At 49.9% G+C, this 20,300-nt stretch carries 19 protein-coding genes and 1 tRNA gene; 12 read left to right on the forward strand and 8 right to left on the reverse strand.

Annotated elements, in window-relative coordinates:
- Positions 1-107: 107 nt before the first annotated feature.
- Positions 108-1,229, reverse strand: coding sequence for a porin OmpC (ompC, locus tag ACF2G4_RS00090; protein WP_409075281.1), 1,122 nt, complete (start codon positions 1,227-1,229; stop codon positions 108-110).
- Between the two features lie 240 nt (positions 1,230-1,469).
- Between ompC and proB the strand changes: the two genes are divergently transcribed.
- From proB to ACF2G4_RS00145, 11 genes are all read left to right on the forward strand, one after another.
- Positions 1,470-2,573 carry a glutamate 5-kinase gene (proB, locus tag ACF2G4_RS00095; RefSeq protein ID WP_215847511.1) on the forward strand — a complete coding sequence of 368 codons (1,104 nt, stop codon included), beginning with the start codon at positions 1,470-1,472 and terminating at the stop codon, positions 2,571-2,573.
- A 10-nt stretch (positions 2,574-2,583) separates the two neighbouring features.
- A complete protein-coding gene (gene proA / locus ACF2G4_RS00100) occupies positions 2,584-3,837 on the forward strand; it encodes a glutamate-5-semialdehyde dehydrogenase (RefSeq protein WP_409075282.1) in 1,254 nt (417 codons plus the stop codon).
- A 360-nt stretch (positions 3,838-4,197) separates the two neighbouring features.
- Entirely contained in the window at positions 4,198-4,929 is a 732-nt protein-coding gene (locus ACF2G4_RS00105; protein WP_215847510.1) for a S24 family peptidase, read from the forward strand.
- A 425-nt stretch (positions 4,930-5,354) separates the two neighbouring features.
- Positions 5,355-5,633, forward strand: a complete 279-nt coding sequence (locus ACF2G4_RS00110; protein WP_215847509.1) for a hypothetical protein — start codon at positions 5,355-5,357, stop codon at positions 5,631-5,633.
- A 200-nt stretch (positions 5,634-5,833) separates the two neighbouring features.
- Positions 5,834-6,301, forward strand: a complete 468-nt coding sequence (locus tag ACF2G4_RS00115; protein WP_243078455.1) for a glycoside hydrolase family protein — start codon at positions 5,834-5,836, stop codon at positions 6,299-6,301.
- Entirely contained in the window at positions 6,298-6,645 is a 348-nt protein-coding gene (locus tag ACF2G4_RS00120) for a hypothetical protein (protein ID WP_243078454.1), read from the forward strand. The genes ACF2G4_RS00115 and ACF2G4_RS00120 overlap by 4 nt, the downstream gene beginning before the upstream one ends.
- A complete protein-coding gene (locus tag ACF2G4_RS00125) occupies positions 6,642-6,935 on the forward strand; it encodes a hypothetical protein (RefSeq protein ID WP_215847508.1) in 294 nt (97 codons plus the stop codon). Before ACF2G4_RS00120 ends, ACF2G4_RS00125 begins: the two co-directional genes overlap by 4 nt.
- Before the next feature lie 204 nt (positions 6,936-7,139).
- Positions 7,140-8,888 carry a glycosyl hydrolase family 28-related protein gene (locus ACF2G4_RS00130; protein ID WP_409075283.1) on the forward strand — a complete coding sequence of 583 codons (1,749 nt, stop codon included), beginning with the start codon at positions 7,140-7,142 and terminating at the stop codon, positions 8,886-8,888.
- Positions 8,889-9,118: 230 nt separating this feature from the next.
- Positions 9,119-9,194: transfer RNA gene (locus tag ACF2G4_RS00135), tRNA-Thr, on the forward strand.
- A gap of 1,130 nt (positions 9,195-10,324) precedes the next feature.
- Positions 10,325-10,537: a cold shock domain-containing protein gene (locus tag ACF2G4_RS00140; RefSeq protein ID WP_215847506.1), complete on the forward strand. Its 213-nt coding sequence runs from the start codon at positions 10,325-10,327 to the stop codon at positions 10,535-10,537.
- A 9-nt stretch (positions 10,538-10,546) separates the two neighbouring features.
- Positions 10,547-10,714: a cold-shock protein gene (locus ACF2G4_RS00145; protein ID WP_243078532.1), complete on the forward strand. Its 168-nt coding sequence runs from the start codon at positions 10,547-10,549 to the stop codon at positions 10,712-10,714.
- An 85-nt stretch (positions 10,715-10,799) separates the two neighbouring features.
- On the opposite strand, the gene ACF2G4_RS00150 is transcribed toward ACF2G4_RS00145, so the two are convergent.
- The 4 genes from ACF2G4_RS00150 to ACF2G4_RS00165 all read right to left on the reverse strand — a co-directional run bounded on the left by ACF2G4_RS00150 (position 10,800) and on the right by ACF2G4_RS00165 (position 14,726).
- Positions 10,800-11,318, reverse strand: a complete 519-nt coding sequence (locus ACF2G4_RS00150; protein ID WP_409075990.1) for an SRPBCC domain-containing protein — start codon at positions 11,316-11,318, stop codon at positions 10,800-10,802.
- A 312-nt stretch (positions 11,319-11,630) separates the two neighbouring features.
- Positions 11,631-13,196: a methyl-accepting chemotaxis protein gene (locus ACF2G4_RS00155; protein WP_409075284.1), complete on the reverse strand. Its 1,566-nt coding sequence runs from the start codon at positions 13,194-13,196 to the stop codon at positions 11,631-11,633.
- 314 nt (positions 13,197-13,510) lie between these two features.
- Positions 13,511-13,642 carry a hypothetical protein gene (locus ACF2G4_RS00160; RefSeq protein WP_256449279.1) on the reverse strand — a complete coding sequence of 44 codons (132 nt, stop codon included), beginning with the start codon at positions 13,640-13,642 and terminating at the stop codon, positions 13,511-13,513.
- Positions 13,643-13,763: 121 nt separating this feature from the next.
- Positions 13,764-14,726 carry a chemotaxis protein gene (locus tag ACF2G4_RS00165; RefSeq protein WP_215847504.1) on the reverse strand — a complete coding sequence of 321 codons (963 nt, stop codon included), beginning with the start codon at positions 14,724-14,726 and terminating at the stop codon, positions 13,764-13,766.
- Between the two features lie 168 nt (positions 14,727-14,894).
- Here ACF2G4_RS00165 and ACF2G4_RS00170 point away from each other — a divergent pair, with 168 nt between their 5' ends.
- Positions 14,895-15,287, forward strand: a complete 393-nt coding sequence (locus ACF2G4_RS00170; RefSeq protein WP_409075285.1) for a YgiW/YdeI family stress tolerance OB fold protein — start codon at positions 14,895-14,897, stop codon at positions 15,285-15,287.
- Positions 15,288-15,340: 53 nt separating this feature from the next.
- Here ACF2G4_RS00170 and dbpA read toward each other — a convergent pair whose 3' ends face one another.
- The 3 genes from dbpA to ACF2G4_RS00185 all read right to left on the reverse strand — a co-directional run bounded on the left by dbpA (position 15,341) and on the right by ACF2G4_RS00185 (position 20,218).
- A complete protein-coding gene (gene dbpA / locus ACF2G4_RS00175; protein WP_409075286.1) occupies positions 15,341-16,723 on the reverse strand; it encodes an ATP-dependent RNA helicase DbpA in 1,383 nt (460 codons plus the stop codon).
- A gap of 1,172 nt (positions 16,724-17,895) precedes the next feature.
- Complete coding sequence (locus ACF2G4_RS00180; RefSeq protein WP_409075287.1) at positions 17,896-19,269, reverse strand: amidohydrolase; 1,374 nt, start codon at positions 19,267-19,269, stop codon at positions 17,896-17,898.
- Positions 19,270-19,357: 88 nt separating this feature from the next.
- The gene (locus tag ACF2G4_RS00185) at positions 19,358-20,218 is read right to left on the reverse strand and encodes a LysR family transcriptional regulator (RefSeq protein WP_215847501.1); all 861 of its coding nucleotides are present in this window, start codon (positions 20,216-20,218) and stop codon (positions 19,358-19,360) included.
- Positions 20,219-20,300 lie beyond the last annotated feature (82 nt).

The following is a 20,300-nucleotide window of genomic DNA, read 5'->3' on the forward strand; positions in this document are numbered from 1 at the left end:
TGCGGGATGAATGAGAGAAGGGCGAGCTGAATAGCTCGCCCTTTTTTATGCCATTTTCACACTACGCGGGGTGCATAACAGCCCAAGGCATCGGCTTCGACAAAAGCTTAGAATTGGTAAGTCACCCCCACGGCAACGATGTCGTCATTGTTGATGGAGAGCGCGTTGTCGTCATCCAGTTGGTTGATTTTATAATCAACAAAAGCTGACATGTTTTTATTGAAATAGTAGGTTGCGCCCACATCGATATATTTCACTAAATCGACATCACCGATGCCGTTTTCAATCTCTTTGCCTTTGGTTTGCACGTAACCAATGGAAGGACGCAGGCCGAAATCAAACTGATACTGCGCCACCAATTCAATGTTTTGCGCTTTGTTTGCGGCACCCGCAACCGATAAACCGGTATCACGGTTCGTTCCGCTAATGGGCGTCATGTTACGGGTTTCGGTGTAAATAGCGGCGAGGTAAACGCTGTTGGCATCATATTTAACGCCAGCGCCCCATGAATCTGCTTTATCACCACTGCCGTAAGCGCGGGCTTGCTGTTGGTTAGTGCGGTCGGATGAGGTGATGGCACTCATTAAGCTCACGCCACTGTCGCCCAGCGAATAACCCAACGAAGCCCCATAGCCGTCGCCATTCTGGCGAGCCGTATCTGTTGCACTACCGCGCGCGTTCGCGCTGCCAGCATCATTTTTACCCTGATATTGCAGGGCGAAGCGCAGACCATCAACCAGACCAAAAAAGTTGTTGTTACGGTAAGTCGCTACGCCAGTGGCGCGTTGAGTCAGGAAGTTATCGGAACGCGCGGTTCCGTCACCCCCAAATTCGGGGAACACATCGGTCCAGGCTTCAACGTCATAGAGCACGCCATAGTTGCGACCATAATCAACCGAGCCATAATCAGCGAATTTCAGACCAGCAAAACCCAGTCGTGTTTTGTTGCCGCTGTTGGCATCGCTGCCTTCTGAGTTATTAACGTTGTATTGGTATTCCCACTGGCCATAACCGGTCATCAGATCGTTGATCTGCGTTTGTCCTTTAAAACCAATACGCACATAGGACTTATCGCCGTTTGAGCTGTCGTTATCGCTCATATAGTGTTCGGCTTTAACCTTGCCGTAGAAATCCAGTTTGTTACCTGACTTATTAAAAACCTCAGCGCCCTGTGCGGTAAAAGAGAGAGCCAGAGCAGAGACGATCAGTGCCAGTGTACTTTTCTTCATTTTGCTATCAATCCCGGTTATTAAAATTTTCTTGCTGTGAAAGGTTTTGTAAAACAGGGACTTTTTACCGATAAGTGATGAAAGTTTTATGACACTTTTCCGGTTTTCTTGTTAATCACGAACAAGTGGTCTACGCCATTGCCCGGGGATATTTGTGCTTTTCCCCCACTGGCTGTTGGCTTCCTCAACGACTCCTGTTAAAACGTCCTTTCGCATAAATTTTTCACTACGGCAGGAAATATGAGTGGTAGTCAGACCCTCGTGGTCAAATTGGGAACCAGCGTTCTTACCGGCGGATCGCGCCGGTTGAATCGAGCGCACATGGTGGAATTGGTTCGTCAGTGTGCGCAGCAGCACGCAGCGGGCCACCGCATTGTGATTGTCACTTCTGGCGCGATGGCTGCCGGACGTGAACATCTTGGTTATCCCGACCTGCCGCCTACCATCGCCTCAAAGCAGCTGCTGGCTGCGGTGGGGCAGAGCCGTCTGATTCAACTATGGGAACAGCTGTTCTCTATTTATGGCATCCATATTGGTCAGATGTTGCTGACTCGCGCGGACATGGAAGATCGTGAGCGTTTTCTTAATGCTCGCGATATGTTGCGCGCACTGCTGGATAACCATATCGTGCCGGTCATCAATGAAAACGACGCGGTCGCCACCACAGAAATCAAAGTGGGCGATAACGATAATTTGTCTGCGCTGGCGGCGATGCTGGGCGGCGCAGATAAACTGCTGCTGTTGACCGATCAAGAAGGTTTGTTCACGGCCGATCCGCGCAATAATCCGCAGGCTGAATTGATCAGCGATGTGCATGTTATTGATGATGCGCTGCGTTCGCTGGCCGGTGGCAGCGTGTCGGGGTTAGGAACGGGCGGAATGTCGACCAAGCTTCAAGCTGCTGACGTTGCCTGTCGCGCGGGGATTGATGTGATCATCGCCGCTGGCAGCCGCAGCGGTGTCATCGCTGACGTGATAGATGGCAAGCCGGTTGGTACTCTGTTCCATGCCCAACAATCTCCGTTGGAAAACCGTAAGCGCTGGATCTTTGGTGCGCCGCCTGCTGGTGAAATCACCGTGGATGATGGCGCACTCTCCGCTATTCTTGAGCGCGGCAGTTCGCTATTGCCTAAGGGCATTCGTGACATTCAGGGTAACTTTTCACGTGGCGAAGTGATCCGCATTCGCAGCCTGCAGGGGCGGGATATCGCACATGGCGTTTCGCGCTACAACAGCGATGCGATACGTATGATTGCCGGACATCACAGCCAGCAGATCAGTGAAATTCTGGGTTATGAATATGGCCCGGTGGCGGTTCACCGCGACGATATGATTGTCAGTTAAGGAGCGGACAATGCTAGAAGAAATGGGAAAAGCGGCGCGTGCCGCAGCATATAAGCTGGCCGATCTGTCGACCGCTGAAAAAAATCAGGTGCTGATGACCATCGCGGATCGTCTGGAAGCGGAAAGCGCTGACATTCTGGCAGCCAATGAATCTGATCTGGCCGATGCTCGCCAGAATGGCATGAGCGCCGCGCTGCTTGATCGCCTGACGCTTAATCCTCAGCGTCTGAACAGCATTGCAAATGATGTACGCCAGGTGTGCCAGCTAGCCGATCCGGTAGGGCAGCTGATGGATGGCGGTCAACTTGACAGCGGCTTGCGCATTGAACGTCGCCGCGTGCCGTTAGGCGTGGTGGGCGTGATATATGAAGCGCGTCCGAACGTGACGGTAGATGTGGCCAGCCTCTGTTTAAAAACCGGCAATGCAGCGATTCTGCGCGGCGGGAAAGAAACCTGGCGTACTAATGCTGCCACGGTTCGCGTAATCCAAAACGCGTTGCAGCAGCACGGTTTACCGGCTGCTGCAGTCCAGGCGATCGAAAATTCTGATCGTGAGTTGGTTAATCAGCTGCTGAAGCTGGATCGCTATGTAGACATGCTGATTCCACGCGGCGGAGCGGGCTTGCATAAACTGTGTCGTGAAAACTCCACTATCCCGGTGATTACGGGCGGCATTGGCGTTTGTCATATTTATATTGATGAAACCATGGAGATTGAGCCAGCGCTTGACGTGATTGTTAATGCCAAAAAGCAGCGGCCAAGCGCCTGTAATTCACTGGAAACGCTGTTGGTGGATTGCGCGATTGCCGATCGCTTCTTGCCTGCATTCACTGCCCGCATGGCGCAAGAAGATATCCCACTGCACGCTGATGAAAACGTATTTGCGCAATTACAGCAAGGTCCCGCGCGCGTCACAACGATTCAGCCAGGCAATTATGATGATGAATGGTTGTCACTGGATTTGAACGTTAAGCTGGTGGCTGATATGGATGAAGCGATTGATCACATCCGCACTCACGGCACACAGCACTCCGACGCTATTCTGACGCGCAGTACTAAAAACGCGACACGCTTTGTGAAGCAGGTGGATTCCTCAGCGGTGTACGTTAACGCCAGTACCCGATTCACCGATGGCGGACAGTTTGGACTTGGCGCAGAAGTTGCGGTTAGCACACAGAAACTGCACGCTCGCGGACCGATGGGTTTAGAAGCATTAACCACCTATAAATGGATTGCCTGGGGCGACGACACGCTGCGTGCCTAACATCCATTTTTCTTAACAAAACGGGAGTCTTTTCAGGCTCCCGTTTTTTTTATGCCTTCATTTTCGATCCAGCTATTTGTAGAGCTTTAGTGACTAAAAATTATTTTATCGATTAAGTGCGTCCAGTGAGGGATGAACAGCGGATGAATTTTACGCAATTCCTTACGGAACATTCTTGAAAGCCCCGGTGGTAGCGGCTGTTAAGTGATATTTTTTGGCGCGCTCAAAGGTGAAGGAGATAATGATAATTAGAAATGCTTGAGAAACCGGTTAGGTAGTAAACGGACGGTAATATAAAATGAACTGGTAGCAATAATGAAAATAACATCCAGTACCTCTTCAATGGCTGATTATTAACTGATGGTTAAAAAAGAAAGTACGAGACAAGCTTTCACCGCCAGGCTCATCGCCGCTTGCGAAAGCGCTGGCATTGTCGGACACGGACGAAACAAACAGGTTGCTAAGGCGTTAAAAGAGCAGGGCTGTCAAATATCAACGCCGGGGGTGTGGAAGTGGTTTAACGCGCAGTCAGTACCGGATAACGGCAATTTGCTGGCACTCAGCCGTCTGCTTGGGGTCAGGGTTGAGTGGTTACAGTTTGGCATGGAACAGGCGCCTGAACCGCCGTCGTTAAGCGCGTGGGCTAGCCATAAAAATGTTTTCCGAGTAGACAGCCTCGATATTGGTCAAAAAACGGCGGCAGGTATTCAGGCCCGGGATGAATTTGTCGAGACAATTCACGCGATCGAATACGGTCAGGATGAGGCGCGGGTGTTATTCAATGGGCGCCCAGCTGAGAATATTCGGCTGATCGCTGTTAATAACGACTCAATGGCGGATACATTTGCCCCGCGCGATCAGCTGTTTGTTGATATCAGCGTGCGCAGGTTCGACGGTGATGGTATCTACATTTTTACGTTGGATGACCAGCTGTACCTGAAAAGGCTTCAGCTACAGCATCGCAAAATTGCTGTTATTTCAGACAATAAGCGCTACGAGACTTGGTATCTCAACCGTGACGAAGTCGAGAGCTTAAAAGTGTTGGCAAAAGTCATCATGAGTCAGGCAAGACAATATCAAATTTTGGGTTAGCCAGACTCTCAAACCCGCTTTTTCAATAAGACGTCGAAAAAAATAATCGACATAAATTCAAAAATTTAACCAATAGTAAATAAAAAATTAACTGTCAGTGTTTGATAAAGCATAAGAACCTGTTAATAATTTGAGCATGGACGAACGAAGTTGTTTTCTCAGGGATGAGCCGCTCTTAAACAATTGAGGCGCTGCACAAGCGCGAATCATACCACCCAAAAGTCAGTGAACTTTGGGATGGGGTGGATGCGCAAAATGCAGCGTCGTCAGATGCCGTCTGTTTCCCTTATCTTGCCTTCCACCTGACTGTTTATTCAGTCAGGTGGTAAGCGTGTGAGCGTTAACAGCGGTATTCGGGCCCGTTCGGTACGCCGAAAGCTCGCGCCTGCCACCCCATCGCCAAAGACTCATTCACAGGAGGAGTTATGGCGATTATCCACTATGGCAAAAGCGTTTTTACGGGCAATGCACGCACTCGTCGCCATCGGCGACGCCAACCTCTCAGCCGTCTGAAGCAGAGTATCGACCAGGCGCTGAATTACGAACCTGAAACCCTTTCCCTTCGACGCGCAGAACAGATATGTCAGCGTCAGGTTACACCTCGCGTGGACCGCGCAATCACTGCGCCGCGTTCGCAAAACCAAGAAACACCTTCTTTTGATAATTGCTGCCTGCCGCACGTTCATCTCTACGCCGTACGCTGAGCAGTAAAAATCTCATCCTTTGAACACCCGGCTCCTGCCATTTTCCAGTTTTCGCTGGACGCAATTTTTTTCCCTACTCTTCAGTTCCTCTGCAGCTTCAGCACTATCTGCTGCTGCGCTTACTCTGGTACTGATCAGTGGTTGTTATGTGTTTAGTTTCGCAGGGCCTGAGTTGCCTGTGCCGTCATTGAGGAATTTTTATGAGTCAGATTATTGCAGTGCTGAATTTTGAGGAAGGCTACGTGGATACCCCTTATTTCGACACGCTCGGTTTTCCGACTGTCGCCGGGGGAATTCGCATCGGGCCAAAAGGTGCGTCACTCAGTAACTATGCGTTTCGTGTGCCACGTCGCGTAGGTGATGTGTGGAAGCAGTGCATCCTGGAAAACAAAATTCAGGAAATGCAGGCACGTGAGCCGATCAAGCGCGCTTTAGCAAATTGCAACGAGGCGCGAACTGATGTGTTGCTAAGCATGGCGTATCAATTGGGGGTAGATGGCGTCAGTCAGTTCAAAAATATGCTTAACGCCATTGCTGAAGAGAACTTTGCTGAGGCGGCTAACGCCATGCTTACCAGCTTGTGGGCACGTCAAACTCCAGGGCGCGCACGTCGTCATGCTGAAGTGATGCGTACCGGCACTTATGACGTCTACAGGGGACTGCTATGAAATGGTTACTTTTTCTTATCGCCGTGCTCTCAGTCATCATCATCGTCTTGCTTTTACAACGTTTTACCACCCTTCAGTTTGTTTCACATGCACGGCTGTTATTTAAAACCTGGTCGGTTTGGCTGGCTTCGCTTGGCTCAATGCTCAGTGCCTGGGTGCAATCTTTTCCGTCATCGGCGCTGGATGCATGGAACACCTTGCCGGAAGACGTTAAGTCGATTCTTCCCCATAACTATCTCGGTCTTATCGGCGCTTTCATGGTGGCGATGGGGGTTATTGCGCAATTTGTTCGTCAAAAAACATTGCTGAATGAGAAGCGTCAGGTGGAGGGGATCAAATCATGACTTTTCTTTCCACATTGCTGGGCGGCGGTTGGCACTGGTTAGCTGCGCTGGGCGCGATTATCGCTGCGCTAGGTGCCAGCTATTTTGGCGGTAAGAAAATCGGCAAGGTGCAGCAAAAAGCAAAATCCGATGTCGACAGCGCGCATAAAGAAGCCGAGCGCGTGGCAGATATTGCCCATCAACAACAACAGAACCGTGAGGAGGCGAACCGTGTGGAAACTGAAAACAGTAACCTTGATGACGCTGCTGCTCGCGACAAGTTGCAGCAGTCGAAATACAACCAACCCTGAGCCGGTGGCCATTACCGACTCTGCCTGCGTGCTTTTTTCCCCCATTCATACCCACGGTGACGATGCCCAGAAAATAGACATCCGAACCGTACGCGCCATCAACACCCACAACGACATGTGGGACACCTTATGCGGCCAAGCGGCCAAATCGAAGTAACTCGCTGATAAACAGCGTTTAATCTAAAACATCCTGAGGAGGATACCATGATCGAAGTTAACTCTTTTGCAGAACTGCGTACCACGGCTCCGACCAAATCTGGTGATGTAGCGATTTTAAAACGTTACTACGACAAAGACTCCACTTTCCGTGGCGGCGGCGATTTCGTCGGCTTTACCGGCACCACCACATTGAAAGATGATGGTGGCACGGTGGCGGTGGGAAGCGGTTTCTACTGGAAGCGTGCAATCAACGATCCTACGGAAGTGAACATTCTGCACTTTGGTGCCAAAGGCGATGGGACAACGGATGATACCGACGCCTTTAAACGTATGTTGAGCTGGACGCAGACATACAACACCAACATAAAGGATCTTCCGGTTCGTTTTCCCGGTGGTAAATTTTTAATTTCGCCCATTGATCTCAGCGCCTCAGAAATTGCCTTTTTTGGCTTGTTGGGTGATGACCTGGAGTTGGGATCGCTTCCGCGCACAACCATTGTTTCAAATAAAAGTGCCAGTCCAGTGTTCAAGGTAAAGGCGCGCCGCACAGCCATCAAAGGCATTACCTGGAATGGTCAGGCCAGCGCCGATATTACTACCAACAAAAGCACCATCACCGCCGCGATGTGCAGCAACGTGCAACCGTTCTTCGAAAATACCTGTATAGAAGGAGAGACGGTCAATATCAGCTGTTTCCGCGCGCAGGGTACCGGCGGCACCGTCATCAAAATTCTCGATACGCTCGACAGCAAGTTTGACCAGATCTATTCGCTGAATACCTATTCGCGCGTTTTTGATGTGGGCTGGTCAAACTCGCCGAACGGTGTTTGGGATCACTCAACCGCGATTGAGTTAAGCAACGCCAATTTCCAGACCGGTTATGGTGACGCCACGCTCTATATGCCGCGCGTCACGCAGGGGATTATGCGCAATGTGTGGATTGAACATACGCGTAACCCGGGCGATCTCTCTGATGGCGGCTGGACGATCGATACGTTAAACATTGAGGACTGTAGCTCTGCTTTCAACCTCAACAATGCGCGTGTTGTGATGCGTCAGATTAACCTGCAATCCGGTGCAAAAATCAGTAATGACCTGGTCGCCGGTAAATGGTTATCCACCTTTGAATATGGTTTCCGCCGCGACGAAAGCTTCGGCAGCTATATGACGGGTTCGCTGCGTGCAGGGTATTTCAGTGGCTATAAAGTCACGAATAACACCGCGACGGATAACTGGTATCGACTCGGCCAGTTCTTTTTCCCCAACGCAAATCAGCAATGGGTGATAGAGCTGATTGGTAAAGCGGATGCTACTACGCCTTCAGGCACTGCAGGATCGCCGGTGAATCTCTCCGGTACCGGTAAAACCTGGATTAATTTGCAACGGCTGGAAACCGTGTGGGCTGATGCTTGCCACATGGGGCAGCCAGCAGTGCAGGATATCCGCTATGGCCGGGTTGGAACAACGTATGCGGTGGTATGGGTGAAGCTGAAAGCCAACAGCGGTGACACCATGTTTAACCTCAAAAATACGGGGCCGACGCGCTTTGATACGGGCTCCTGCTCGCTGTTCCAGTCTGATCTTTCTGTAGTGACCGATACCACGACAATGGGCACGTTGAAACCGGCGGCACGCTTCGGTTTGCATAATGGATTGGCCGGTATTGGTGCCAATGAGAAAGGTGTACTTACGCTCGCGACGACCGCGGGTACACCGACGAATAAAACGACGCCAACGGGCTTTGTGTTGGTCAATATCAACGGCGTAGACCGCAAGGTCGCTTACTACGATTGATGATCGGCACGTTTTTGGCGAGGCTGCGGCCTCGCCTTTTTTGCTTTGTGCGCTTGATGTGGCCTGAGAGGGAAATCCCAAACTTAACGAAAGGACTTTCGTCATGTAGAACAAGGGTTTCCAGGCAAAATCCCTTGCAAATGGCGATAAAAACGGCACTCGCGCTGTTTCGGTCTTGACTCAATTTGTGATTTTTTCTAACGTAACGCCCCGCAGTATCCCACCACAATGCCGGTATAGCTCAGTTGGTAGAGCAGCGCACTCGTAACGCGAAGGTCGCAGGTTCGATTCCTGTTTCCGGCACCACGTTTTATCCTTCCGTATTGATCATGCAATATTGGATTGTCGATACATATCCCTTCCTTATTTATTTTTATTTCTACGCACTCATAATTTGTTATTTATTGGACTGAATAAATTATTAAATGTCATTCATTATGCATTCCATTTTTTATGGGGTTAATTATTTTCTTATTTTGGCATGGTCGTTTATTTTAATGTCGGTATCGTAATTGTCTATTTGTTCTAATTTAATTTTCGTATTGCTGTTTTTTTCAATATGCTATTTAATAAGGAGTTTTTCCTTAAAATGAACCCGGCATTGTTAATGTGAGAGTGAGGAGGAAATATCCTGCCGATCCGCCTCTGGTGCAGTCATTTATTAGGGGTTTTCGCTTTCCTTAATAATGTAAGTGACAAAGCTGTTGGGTTTGAAATATCACTGACTGAAAGTTGGTGGTGTGCTACAGGTAAGGCGGTTTGGGATTTAAATAGCACTGCGCATAGAGAATGATATGAGCTATTCATTCTTTTTTAATTAAAGTGCAGGATAATAATTTGTTGCCTGTTTACTCTTATGGAAATCAAAAAAGAACAGGGCACATCTCTTTTCGCAAGCTAGCTAAGGTGGGTTTTTATCTGGCAGCGCCAAACAGCAGAGTAAAGAGAGTGAGCAGTAGATTAAGCACATCATAAATGCGCCAGATCGCTCAGCCACATCAACGATCCCCTCAAAAGGAAAGGTCAGGCGAAGCGTAATGCATCACCTTTCTTATATACCGGCACTGAAACCTGTATGACAAAAACGCTGAACTGTGCTCGGCAGCCTGAGTTTTATTGCCTTTTTTTATCGATTCGTTTGAGCGAAACCTCTTTTTTTGCCGCCGAATTGACTCTTTTTATGAGGTTGCGATTCACGCCTCGGTTTTTCAGACAATAGATTTAAGTTAAGAAAGCGCTTGCATCACCTCGCTCAATATGAGCTAATGCATCCGTCGGTTTGATTGACAGACACTATCAAAGTAAGTACCCAAAGCAGTTCTCATCTCTAAGTTTGTCGTGAGACATCCCTTCTTTTTGAGTCTTCTCTTACGTTCTGATTAAAATCTGTTCTCAGGCCATTTACGCCGGAAGGCTCAAATATTAAGGAATTAAACATGTCTAACAAAATCCGCGGCACCGTAAAATGGTTCAACGCAGAGAAAGGTTTCGGTTTCATCTCTCCAGCAGACGGCAGCAAGGACGTATTCGTCCATTTCTCTGCTATCCAGGGTACTGATTTCCGTTCACTGGATGAAGGTCAACAAGTTGAGTTTACAGTAGAAAATGGCGCTAAAGGCCCATCTGCTGCAAACGTTGTTGGTCTCTAAGGACTTAAAATTACTCGTTTTAAATGTCTACACTGTAATGGCTCACAGTACCGCACATCACACTTTGATGTGACGAGAGCCAACCCGCATGGAGCGAAATGCATTTTCTGCAAATCTGTCGTTGTTCAAATTAACACGGCAAGGATTGCATATCAGAGCAGGCCTTACGCCCTCTGAGAAAGGCTAAGTGAGCTTTATAGCGTTGTTGCATAAACGATAATTTGAAAGGCTGCCGATTGGCGGCCTTTTTAGTTTTTGGATTTTATAACACGCGATTCGCTAGAGCTGCTTTAACCAGCCCATCCAACCAATCCTGATGTCCATTGATCATCGGATTCGGCTTTGCCTTCGCTAACGCTACTGCTGGTTTACCCTTTTGGGTTTCCTGCGTCAGGATACGTACGCGATTGCCAGGTAAATCCTCAATTAGCCAGGCGTGCAACACATCTAAACGTTCATCACTGCCTTCTTCTCCCGCCCAACCATGCCAGGAAATACGAGCAGCTTCGTTCTGTGCAGGCGCGACATATTCTGTGACGCGAGCCTCAACTGGAAAACCAAAGGTTTCAAAATAGAAGCGGACATCTTGTTCCAGTTCGGGGCCTTTATCGTCATAAAAACGCGCATTTGCTGAGTTTTGATAATAAGTCGACCATACAGCAGGCTTGCTCAACAGCGGCCAAATATCCTGAGTTGTCAGATTTGCTACGATCATTTCATTAGAGCAAAAATTGTCGGTAAAACCGGGTAAAAAGCCATCTGGCCAGTTAATCGCATGCATTTTCATTAAATAATTCTCTGCTGTAGTGGGTAATCTGTTCATAAGAAAGCAGTTAAATCGTGGGAACGATAATGGCAGTTGCAGAGTTATAAGACTAATCGCCATTTATTATTTTAGTTATCACGTGAGGTGATATTAATAATGCGATGTTGACTGACAAAACAGAGCAAAGTCGTGCCAGAAAGCACGATGTGGATGAGTGAAGTGGAATAGAACGTCAGGCCTAGAAGGTAGTTTGTAAGTGATACGCGTTAGAAGTAAAAAATATCCCGGCAAGTTCGACCTGCCGGGAAAAAAGAAAGCGTAGTGGAATTAATTTAACGACATCTTTCCTACTTTAAATACGCTCATCGCTTGTGCCATCCGCTCAGCCTGATCTTGCAGCGCCTGCGATGCGGCAGAAGCTTCCTGCACCAGCGCGGCATTCTGCTGCGTTACTGCTTCCATTTGGGTAATCGCCAGATTGATTTCGCTGATACCGCTGCTTTGCTCGCTGCTGGCAATCGTAATTTCACTCATGATATTCGCCACGCTCTTCACGCTGTTGACCACTTCGCCGATGGTTGATCCGGCATGCGTCACCAACTTGCTGCCCTCATCAACTTTCGCCACTGAGTCTTCGATCAGAACTTTAATTTCTTTAGCGGCAGATGCAGAACGCTGCGCCAGATTACGTACTTCTGTAGCAACTACGGCAAAACCGCGTCCCTGTTCACCAGCGCGAGCCGCTTCCACGGCGGCATTCAGCGACAGAATATTGGTCTGGAAGGCGATGGAATCAATCACGCTGATGATGTCGACAATCTTTTTGGACGACAGCGCAATCGCTTCCATTTTTTCGATAACTTGCCCCATCACTTCGCCGCCTTCGCGCGCCACGCTTGAAGTGGACGCAACCAGCTGATTGGCTTCACGCGCGTTTTCGGCATTGTGTTTGACGGTGGAGGTTATTTGCTCCATCGCTGAAGCGGTTTCTTCCAGCGAACTGGCCTGTTGCTCGGTACGCGTCGAAAGATCAAGGTTCCCGCTGGAAATTTGATTTGAAGCGACGGCAATGGTGTCAGAGCCGGTACGAACTTCGGTAACGATGGAAAGCAGATTGTCATTCATGCGCTGCAGCGCCTGCATCAGCACGCCAGTTTCATCACGCGTAGTCACCTGAATTTTCGAACTAAGATCGCCTGCTGCAACACTTTCCGCTACGCTAACGGCCGCAACCAAAGGACGTACGATTGAGCGGGTAAGGAAAAAGCCGAGCAGAATCGAGGCCATAATGGCCAGCGCTGAGAAGATCAAGGTGATGGTAATTGCCGAAGAGCCATTTTCGACAATACTTTGTCCTTCAGCACGCAGTTGTCCATCTTGTGAATTGGCAAATTTTATCGCGTCGTCGAGAAACTTATTCTGCGTCGGCGTCATGGATTTGAGTGCATATGTGCTGGCAGCTTCAAAATCACCGGCTTTTATCAAGGCGATCAAATCACCTTTCACTTTTTCAAATGCTTCGGCAGAGGCGAGCAGGCCAGCAATTTTCTTTTTACCAATCTCAGTAACTTGAATGTCAGCAATTTTCTTCATGGCGACATTGGTACGCTGGGTCGCTTCATCCAGTTGACCATAGCGCTTAACGTTATAATCAGGATGGGTCGTATCGATCACCATGCCGCGCAGGTATTTGATCTGATCGTTGACGCCATCGCGCACATCAAATGCCAGGCGCACTTTCACATAACGATCGTCGACGATCGAGGCGATACCACTTTTAATACTGTTAATTTTTGTGATAGATGTCACGCAAATCACTATCAATAGCGCGACGACAATGCCAAAGGCGGCGGCGAGCCGGATGCCAACCTTCATATTCTTAATACTGAACATGTCTTCTTTCCCCGTTTTTCTTATTAAAATACAGTTATTCCAACAGTTAATATTTACTGCTTCTCCGCTCACAGCCCGACATTGCGCGTAGCTTTACAGGTGCAAAGTGAAATGGTGATCCAGCGCACACAGTTATCGGAGTTAAAAACGTTAACTTTAATATTTTTGATGGAATTCAAGCAGAAGCAGGCAGGGAAAAGAGGATTAATGCACAGTGCTAATGATTTTTTAACAGGTTAACCCGCAGACGTGACAAAGCGGGTCGTCAAACGTTGTTGGCGACCTCGCAATCAAGCAGCTAGATAACAAACAAATTAGAAAATGAAAACCAGCAGGCTGCCCCAAAAGAGCGCGCTAAAGGCAATGATCGCCAGCCAGCTAAGCTGACGTAAACGACCACGAAGGAAACCACTTGATTGCTGAACAGGTAACGTTTCGCTGCGCATAATTTTTTTCCAAGGTTGGTAAAAAAGAAGCCGCCAAACAGCGGCAAAAAAGTGCTGAGTCTGAATCAAGCGACACTGGCTATTCGATACTTAAATCGCCTTCCGCTGCTTTTGATTTACCTTAACGAGCAGCTTCCAGCACGTTGAAGATCACGTCTGATAATTCATTCAGCTCGAACTTGGCCACATAACCGTCTGCGCCAACTTTGCGCACGTGATCTTCATTGGCGCTGCCAGAAAGTGAAGAGTGAATCACTACCGGAAGATGCTTGAGGATTGGGTCACGTTTGATGTTACGCGTCAGGGTGAAGCCATCCATTTCAGGCATTTCAAGGTCGGTCAGCACCAGCGCGATTTTATCGTGGATCGATTCCCCTGCCGCTTGCGCCTCTTGACTCATCTGCTTGATTTTTTCCCATGCATCCAGACCGGTGTTGTACATCAGCGCCGGAATGCCCATGCTTTTCAGCCCTTGTTCCAGCAGCTGGCGCGCCACTTTAGAATCTTCAGCAACAATCGCCACTGCACCCGGCTGATATTTAAATGCACGCGGTCTGGCAGCTTCCGGCTCTACGCCGCGCACTGATGGAATGATGTCATACAAAATTTGCTCAACATCCAGCACCATCGCCAGATTATTGCTTTGCTTGTCATTATCCAGCGAGGCGATGCTGGTGATATTACGTCCGCCGATGCCCGCTTCTGCGGTATGCACTTGACTCCAGTCGAGACGCACGATGTTATCGACTGACTCCACCGCGAACGCTTGCGTATTACGCGCATATTCCGTTACCAGCAGCAGATTCAGTCCCGTTTCCGGTACGCAACCCGCTACCGCAGGTAAATCGATAACTGGAATAAACTGACCGCGAATACTGGCCATGCCAAGCAGCGGCGATTTCATACCTGCTGCTTTGGTAATTGTCGGCATCGGCACGATTTCGCGCAGCTTAAAAACGTTAATCCCGAACAGCTCGGATTTTCCTTTTAGCTGATCTGAGCCTAAGCGAAACAGCAGCAGCTCAAATTTATTCGATAACGCGAGGTTCGCTCTCTCATCTATCTCTTTTTGAAAATTATCCATTGTTGCCTCTGCATCAGCGCAGGTAAGGAAAGGGGTGTGATGAAGTTATCGGCAGCGACGTGAAAAAGGTGAGGGCAAGAGAGGCGAAATAAAACGCGGTCTGATAATTGTGCCAGGATTAACAGTGAATTGAAAAAATGGATAACCTTTCTGAATAAGGAGCGCGTAATGAAAAAAGTCATTTTAACGACACTGTTAGTCATGTTGAGTTCGGGTGTTTACGCTGAGAAGGGCGGCTTTGAGGGCGGCGAAGCGCCACAACCTCAATCGAAGCAGGATGCAGGTTATAAAGGTTCTGAGGATACCGGGCAGACGCACATTGATCAGATTCGTGATTTTCGGCAGGACGGTTACGTCACGCTTGAGGGTTACATTCTGAAGAAAGAGCAGGGCGATAACTATCAGTTCCGCGACAGCACCGGAACCATCACTGTTGTGGCACCGGAAAAAGCGTTCAAAGGTAAGAAGTTTGCTGCGGACGATCAGGTTCGCATCAGCGGTAGAGTGCACGGTAAAGGTGAAAACACCACATTGCACGCCACAGAAATTGAAGAGCCTTAACAGTGTTTGGGCGAGGTTTCGCCTCGCCCAGCATGCCTGGATGCGTTAGTAAATCAATCTTTCAACAGGATCGCGCGGCAGGTTTTGCCTTTGATTTTGCCTTGCTTGAGTTTGACCAATGCCGATTTCGCCTGAGTCGCTTCAATAGCAACATACGCGTGCGTTGGGGTTAGATCGATCTTACCAATTTGGTCAGCGCGGTAGCCCGCTTCACCCGTTAATGCCCCCAGAATATCTCCCGGACGAATTTTGGCTTTGCGGCCGCCATCAATGCACAACGTCATCATTGCGGCGGGTAGCGGTTTGCTGCTGCCTTTTTTCAGCGTGCTGGCAGAGACCCAAGGCAGCGACTTCTGTAAAAAATCTTCCAGCGCGTGCGCGCGAGCCATTTCATCGGCGGCGACAAAACTCACAGCAGCACCTTCTTCACCCGCACGTGCGGTACGGCCAATGCGGTGTAAATGCACTTCGGGATCCCACGCCAGTTGGTAATTCACTACCAGCGCCAGCGACTTAATATCCAGGCCACGCGCTGCTACGTCAGTAGCAACCAACACGCGTCCGCTGCCGTTGGAGAAGCGGATGAGTACGCGTTCACGGTCGCGCTGTTCCAGATCGCCGTGCAGCGGCAAGGCGCTGATGTCACGATCGTTAAGGGCTGCCGCAACATCATCGCATTCGCGTTTGGTGTTACAAAAGACCACACAGGATGAGGGCTGGCGTTCGCTGAGTAGCGCAATCAGCAGTGATAGCTTTTCGTTGTGGCTGGCTTCAATAAACTGTTGATCAATGGAGGGCAGTTCACTGACTTCTTCTGTTACCACGCTCAGAGCATCGCGCTGAAACCGGGTGCTAATGGCGGCGATTCCTTCAGGCCAGGTCGCAGAGAACAGCAGCGTTTGACGCGATGCTGGTGTAGCTTTAATGATGGTTTCCATATCATCACGGAAACCCATTTCCAGCATACGATCCGCTTCATCCAACACCAGCGTGCGCAGATTCTCAAGCTTTAACGTTTCACGTTTGAGGTGATCAAGAATACGGCCCGGCGTGCCGACCACAATATGCGGTGCGTGGATCAATGAATCGCGCTGAGCGCTCATCGGCTGGCCACCGCACAGCGTCAAAATTTTGATATTACGCGTGAAGCGCGCCAGTTGACGCAACACATTGCTAACCTGATCCGCTAATTCACGCGTTGGGCACAGAATCAGCGCCTGCGTCTGGAACTGTGCGCTGTCGATATGTTGTAGCAAACCAATGCCAAAGGCTGCGGTTTTACCGCTGCCGGTTTTCGCCTGCGCACGCACGTCGCGACCCTGCAAAATGGCGGGCAGCGTGGCGGCCTGAACCGGCGTCATGCTGGTGTAGCCCATCTCGCGCAAGTTATCGAGTTGGCTTTCGGGAAGCGTATTGAGGGTTGAAAAAGCAGTCACGGCGCGGCCTCTGAGGCTAAAAAGTAGGGCATTATTGCGCGCGCAAGTCTGGCAGAAAGCGCGTCCAACAGCAACGGCAACCTCGTAGGTTAAGGCTGTGAATCTTTTAACGTGCGGGGCATTAGGAATAACCTGAAGTTTTTCGAAAATGGTTGGTAAATTTTAATCAGTTAAGCATGAAATTTCGATAGCGGTCTGGAATTAAGAAAAAATAAGGCCATAAATAACTTTATAACCAGCCGATTTAAAAAGTTTATTTCTATGTTAATCAGATAAATCCTTTTTATTTACTCCAGTAATACAATTAATCATTAAAAAATTACCCTTAAGTTGCCGATAAAAATCTTAAGACAATTGCTTTATATTTAGCGCGCCATACATCTATTACAACGACCGTTAGAGGGTTTTTCATTGAGTAATAGTCTCCAGGGATCACATGAAGATGTACTTAAAATAGTGGGCCGCGCCGTGTTGACGCTGCACGTTCATGGGGAAAGCTTATCAGCTGATAAGATTGCCTCAATGATCGGGTGTTATGCGGAAGATGAGCCCTGTGATCAGGAAGATCGTCGTTTATATGCGTTGGCAATGGAATTAATGTCAAAAGGTTGCAAAGCAAAAAGCGTGTAACGCTGCTGCTTTGTCTGTCTGATTAAAGCCTCCTGCGGGAGGCTTTGTCATTCTTACCCGTCATACTTCGCGCTGCAGCTGCGTTGGCTGCACGTGCTCACCCCGGTCACTTACCGGCGTAAGCTCCCGGGGACTCACACGCTTGCCGCCTTGCTGCAACACGAATTATTTAGGGTAACGGAGCGTCATGCTTCGCGCTGCAGCTGCGTTGGCTGCACGTGCTCACCCCGGTCACTTACCGGCGTAAGCTCCCGGGGACTCACACGCTTGCCGCCTTGCTGCAACACCAATTATTTTGGGTATCTGATCGTCATACCCGTCATACTTCGCGCTGCAGCTGCGTTGGCTGCACGTGCTCACCCCGGTCACTTACCGGCGTAAGCTCCCGGGGACTCACACGCTTGCCGCCTTGCTGCAACACGAATTATTTAGGGTATCTGAGCGTCATACTTCGCGCTGCAGCTGCGTTGGCTGCACGTGCTCACCCCGGTCACTTACCGGATGCATCTTTCGCGTTGTAACTGCGTTGAGCATTGGAGCAATTAAACGTGTTGCAGTGCGAACACCGCTTTGCCGCGTGAGAAGGTGGCAACCACTGGCGAGATGCGCGCAACGGCTTCAGCTGAGCAGCTCGCGGCAACTATCATCATATTGGCGTCATCACCTTGCTGTGGCCATTGACGTTGACCTTCTGCTGACAGCGGCAGCAAATCATTGGTCGCAATCGCCAGCGCTCGCGTCAGTGAAAACTCATCCGAACCACGATAGAGCTGCGCATAAAGATTGGCTTTTTCCAACATACTGCCGGTGCCAAACGGCGACCAGTGATCGACCACGCTATCGGTGCCGGTCATCACCTTAACGCCCGCTGTCTGCAACTGCGGAATCGGCATGGTCAGCTTGCCAATCGGCAGCGTCGACGCCACGCTAAATTGCTGCTCAACCAACCCTTGAATCATTTTATCCAGCTCAGCGCCTTCCAGCGTCGCCAGCGCAAAGCCGTGACTGATGGTCACTTTGCCTTTCAGCGCCGGGTTCTTTGCCACGGTATCGATCATATAGCGAATCGCCGCAACGCCGGCTGGCGAGGTTTCATGCAGGTGGATATCCACGCCGCGTTGGAAATCGAGCGCGATCTGGAACATCGCATCCAGCGACTTTTCCATCGCGCCATCGACATTCGTCGGATCCAGTCCGCCGACATACTGCACGCCGTGCTGCATCGCTTCACGCATCAATCCATCGACCTGCGAATGCAATAAACCGTGCTGCGGAAATGCCACGATTTCGCAGGGAAATTCAGGGTGCTTCGCCAGCGCGGTTTGGAGATGCTCCAGGCTTTTCAGACCGCTGACCGGGTCGATATTGCAATGGCTGCGTGCCTGAGTCGAACCCTTGGATTGCAACAAGGCAATCAGACTTTCTGCTCGCGCGACTGAGGTGGGCAGTAACTGCGGGATCAATACCTGCTCACGGGCAATCATATCCATAATGGTTTTGCCCTGACGTGGACGCGGTGCCTGCCACGGGCCGCCATAAAATGTTTTATCGAGATGGATATGCATATCGTGAGTGGAGGGCAGCAGCAGCGCACCTTGCGCATCCCAGGCCGTCAGTGAAGCGTCACCCTGACCGGCTGGGTGTAACTGATCAAATTTACCATCACGAATGCTGATGTCATACAGCCCAGTTTTAGTCGCAACGATCTCTTCGCCTTCACGCTCAAAGCCTTCTTCAAGGCGAACATTCCGCAGTAAATAGTGATCGGTACTGGGCAAAGCAGCTGGCGAGTGAGATGTCGTATTGGCGGCAAAACTGGTCTGGCTCATGCCAGCAGCCAGCAAACTCCCTGCGGCTGCCCAGCGTGCGCCGTTACCAAGAAATTCACGACGGCTTGAAGAAGGGGAAATAGTCATCAGAGGCTCCTGCAAAAAAGAGAGTCTTAATCTGACAAAAGCTGGCGGTGGCCGCTGCGCTATTTTCCACTGCTGGCTATTTGAAAAATCACTGCCAGCTCAGCTGGCCGAAATCGACCAAAGCCTGCGCCAGTTGATACTGCAAATTCTCTTCGGGATGACGGCAAAACAGCGCCAGCTCAAAAATATCGATCTCCGGCAAACCCTGTTCGCGCCCTAGCACCCGATGTTCGGGTAAACGACAGCTGGCGGGCAACAGGGTTAACCCCAAGCCTTGTGCGCTCGCTGCCGCCAAAGCAACCAGACTCGCGCTGCTATAACCAATACGCCAACTGCGGTCCATCGCATCCAGCGTCTGGCACATCTCTTCACGGTACAAACCCTGCTGAGGAAACAGCACCAGCGGTACTGGCGTTTGTTCAAAACAGGGATAGGCGGCGCTGTCGAGCCAGAGCAAGGGTTCCGGGCGCGCCGCCAGTGGACGTTCGCCGTAAGGCTGTTTGATCAGCATGATGTCCAGCTCCTCACGCTGCCACGCACGGCGCAATTCAACGTGCATGCCGCTCATCACATCGAGTCGTAAATGCGGATGTTGACGACTGAAAGCGGCTAACAATCCTGCGGTAGGTGCGGCAAAATCTTCCGGCACACCAAGACGTAGCACGCCGTCACGCCATTTGTCGCTTAATACGTCATGCGCTTCGCCGTTCAGCGCAATGATGCGCCGGGCATAGCCCAGCAGCTTTTCACCTTCTTCGGTAATCTGCACCTGATGCGAAGAGCGTTCCAGCAATGCTTTACCTACCATTTCTTCCAGCCGCCGCACTTGCTGACTCACAGTGGATTGCGACAAATGCACACGATCGGCAGCGCGGGTAAAGCTGGTGGTTTCGCAAACGGCAACAAAACTTAACAACTGTTGAGGCGTAAACATCGGCTGTCGATTCATTTTCCCACTATCAATTAGAGCAATATTTAATTTCCAAATAGTAACCAGCGCTGTCAGGCTGGCAATCTTTAATTATTTGAGT

It is taken from the genome of Pantoea phytostimulans (genome assembly GCF_046118715.1).
Lineage (GTDB): Bacteria > Pseudomonadota > Gammaproteobacteria > Enterobacterales > Enterobacteriaceae > Pantoea > Pantoea phytostimulans.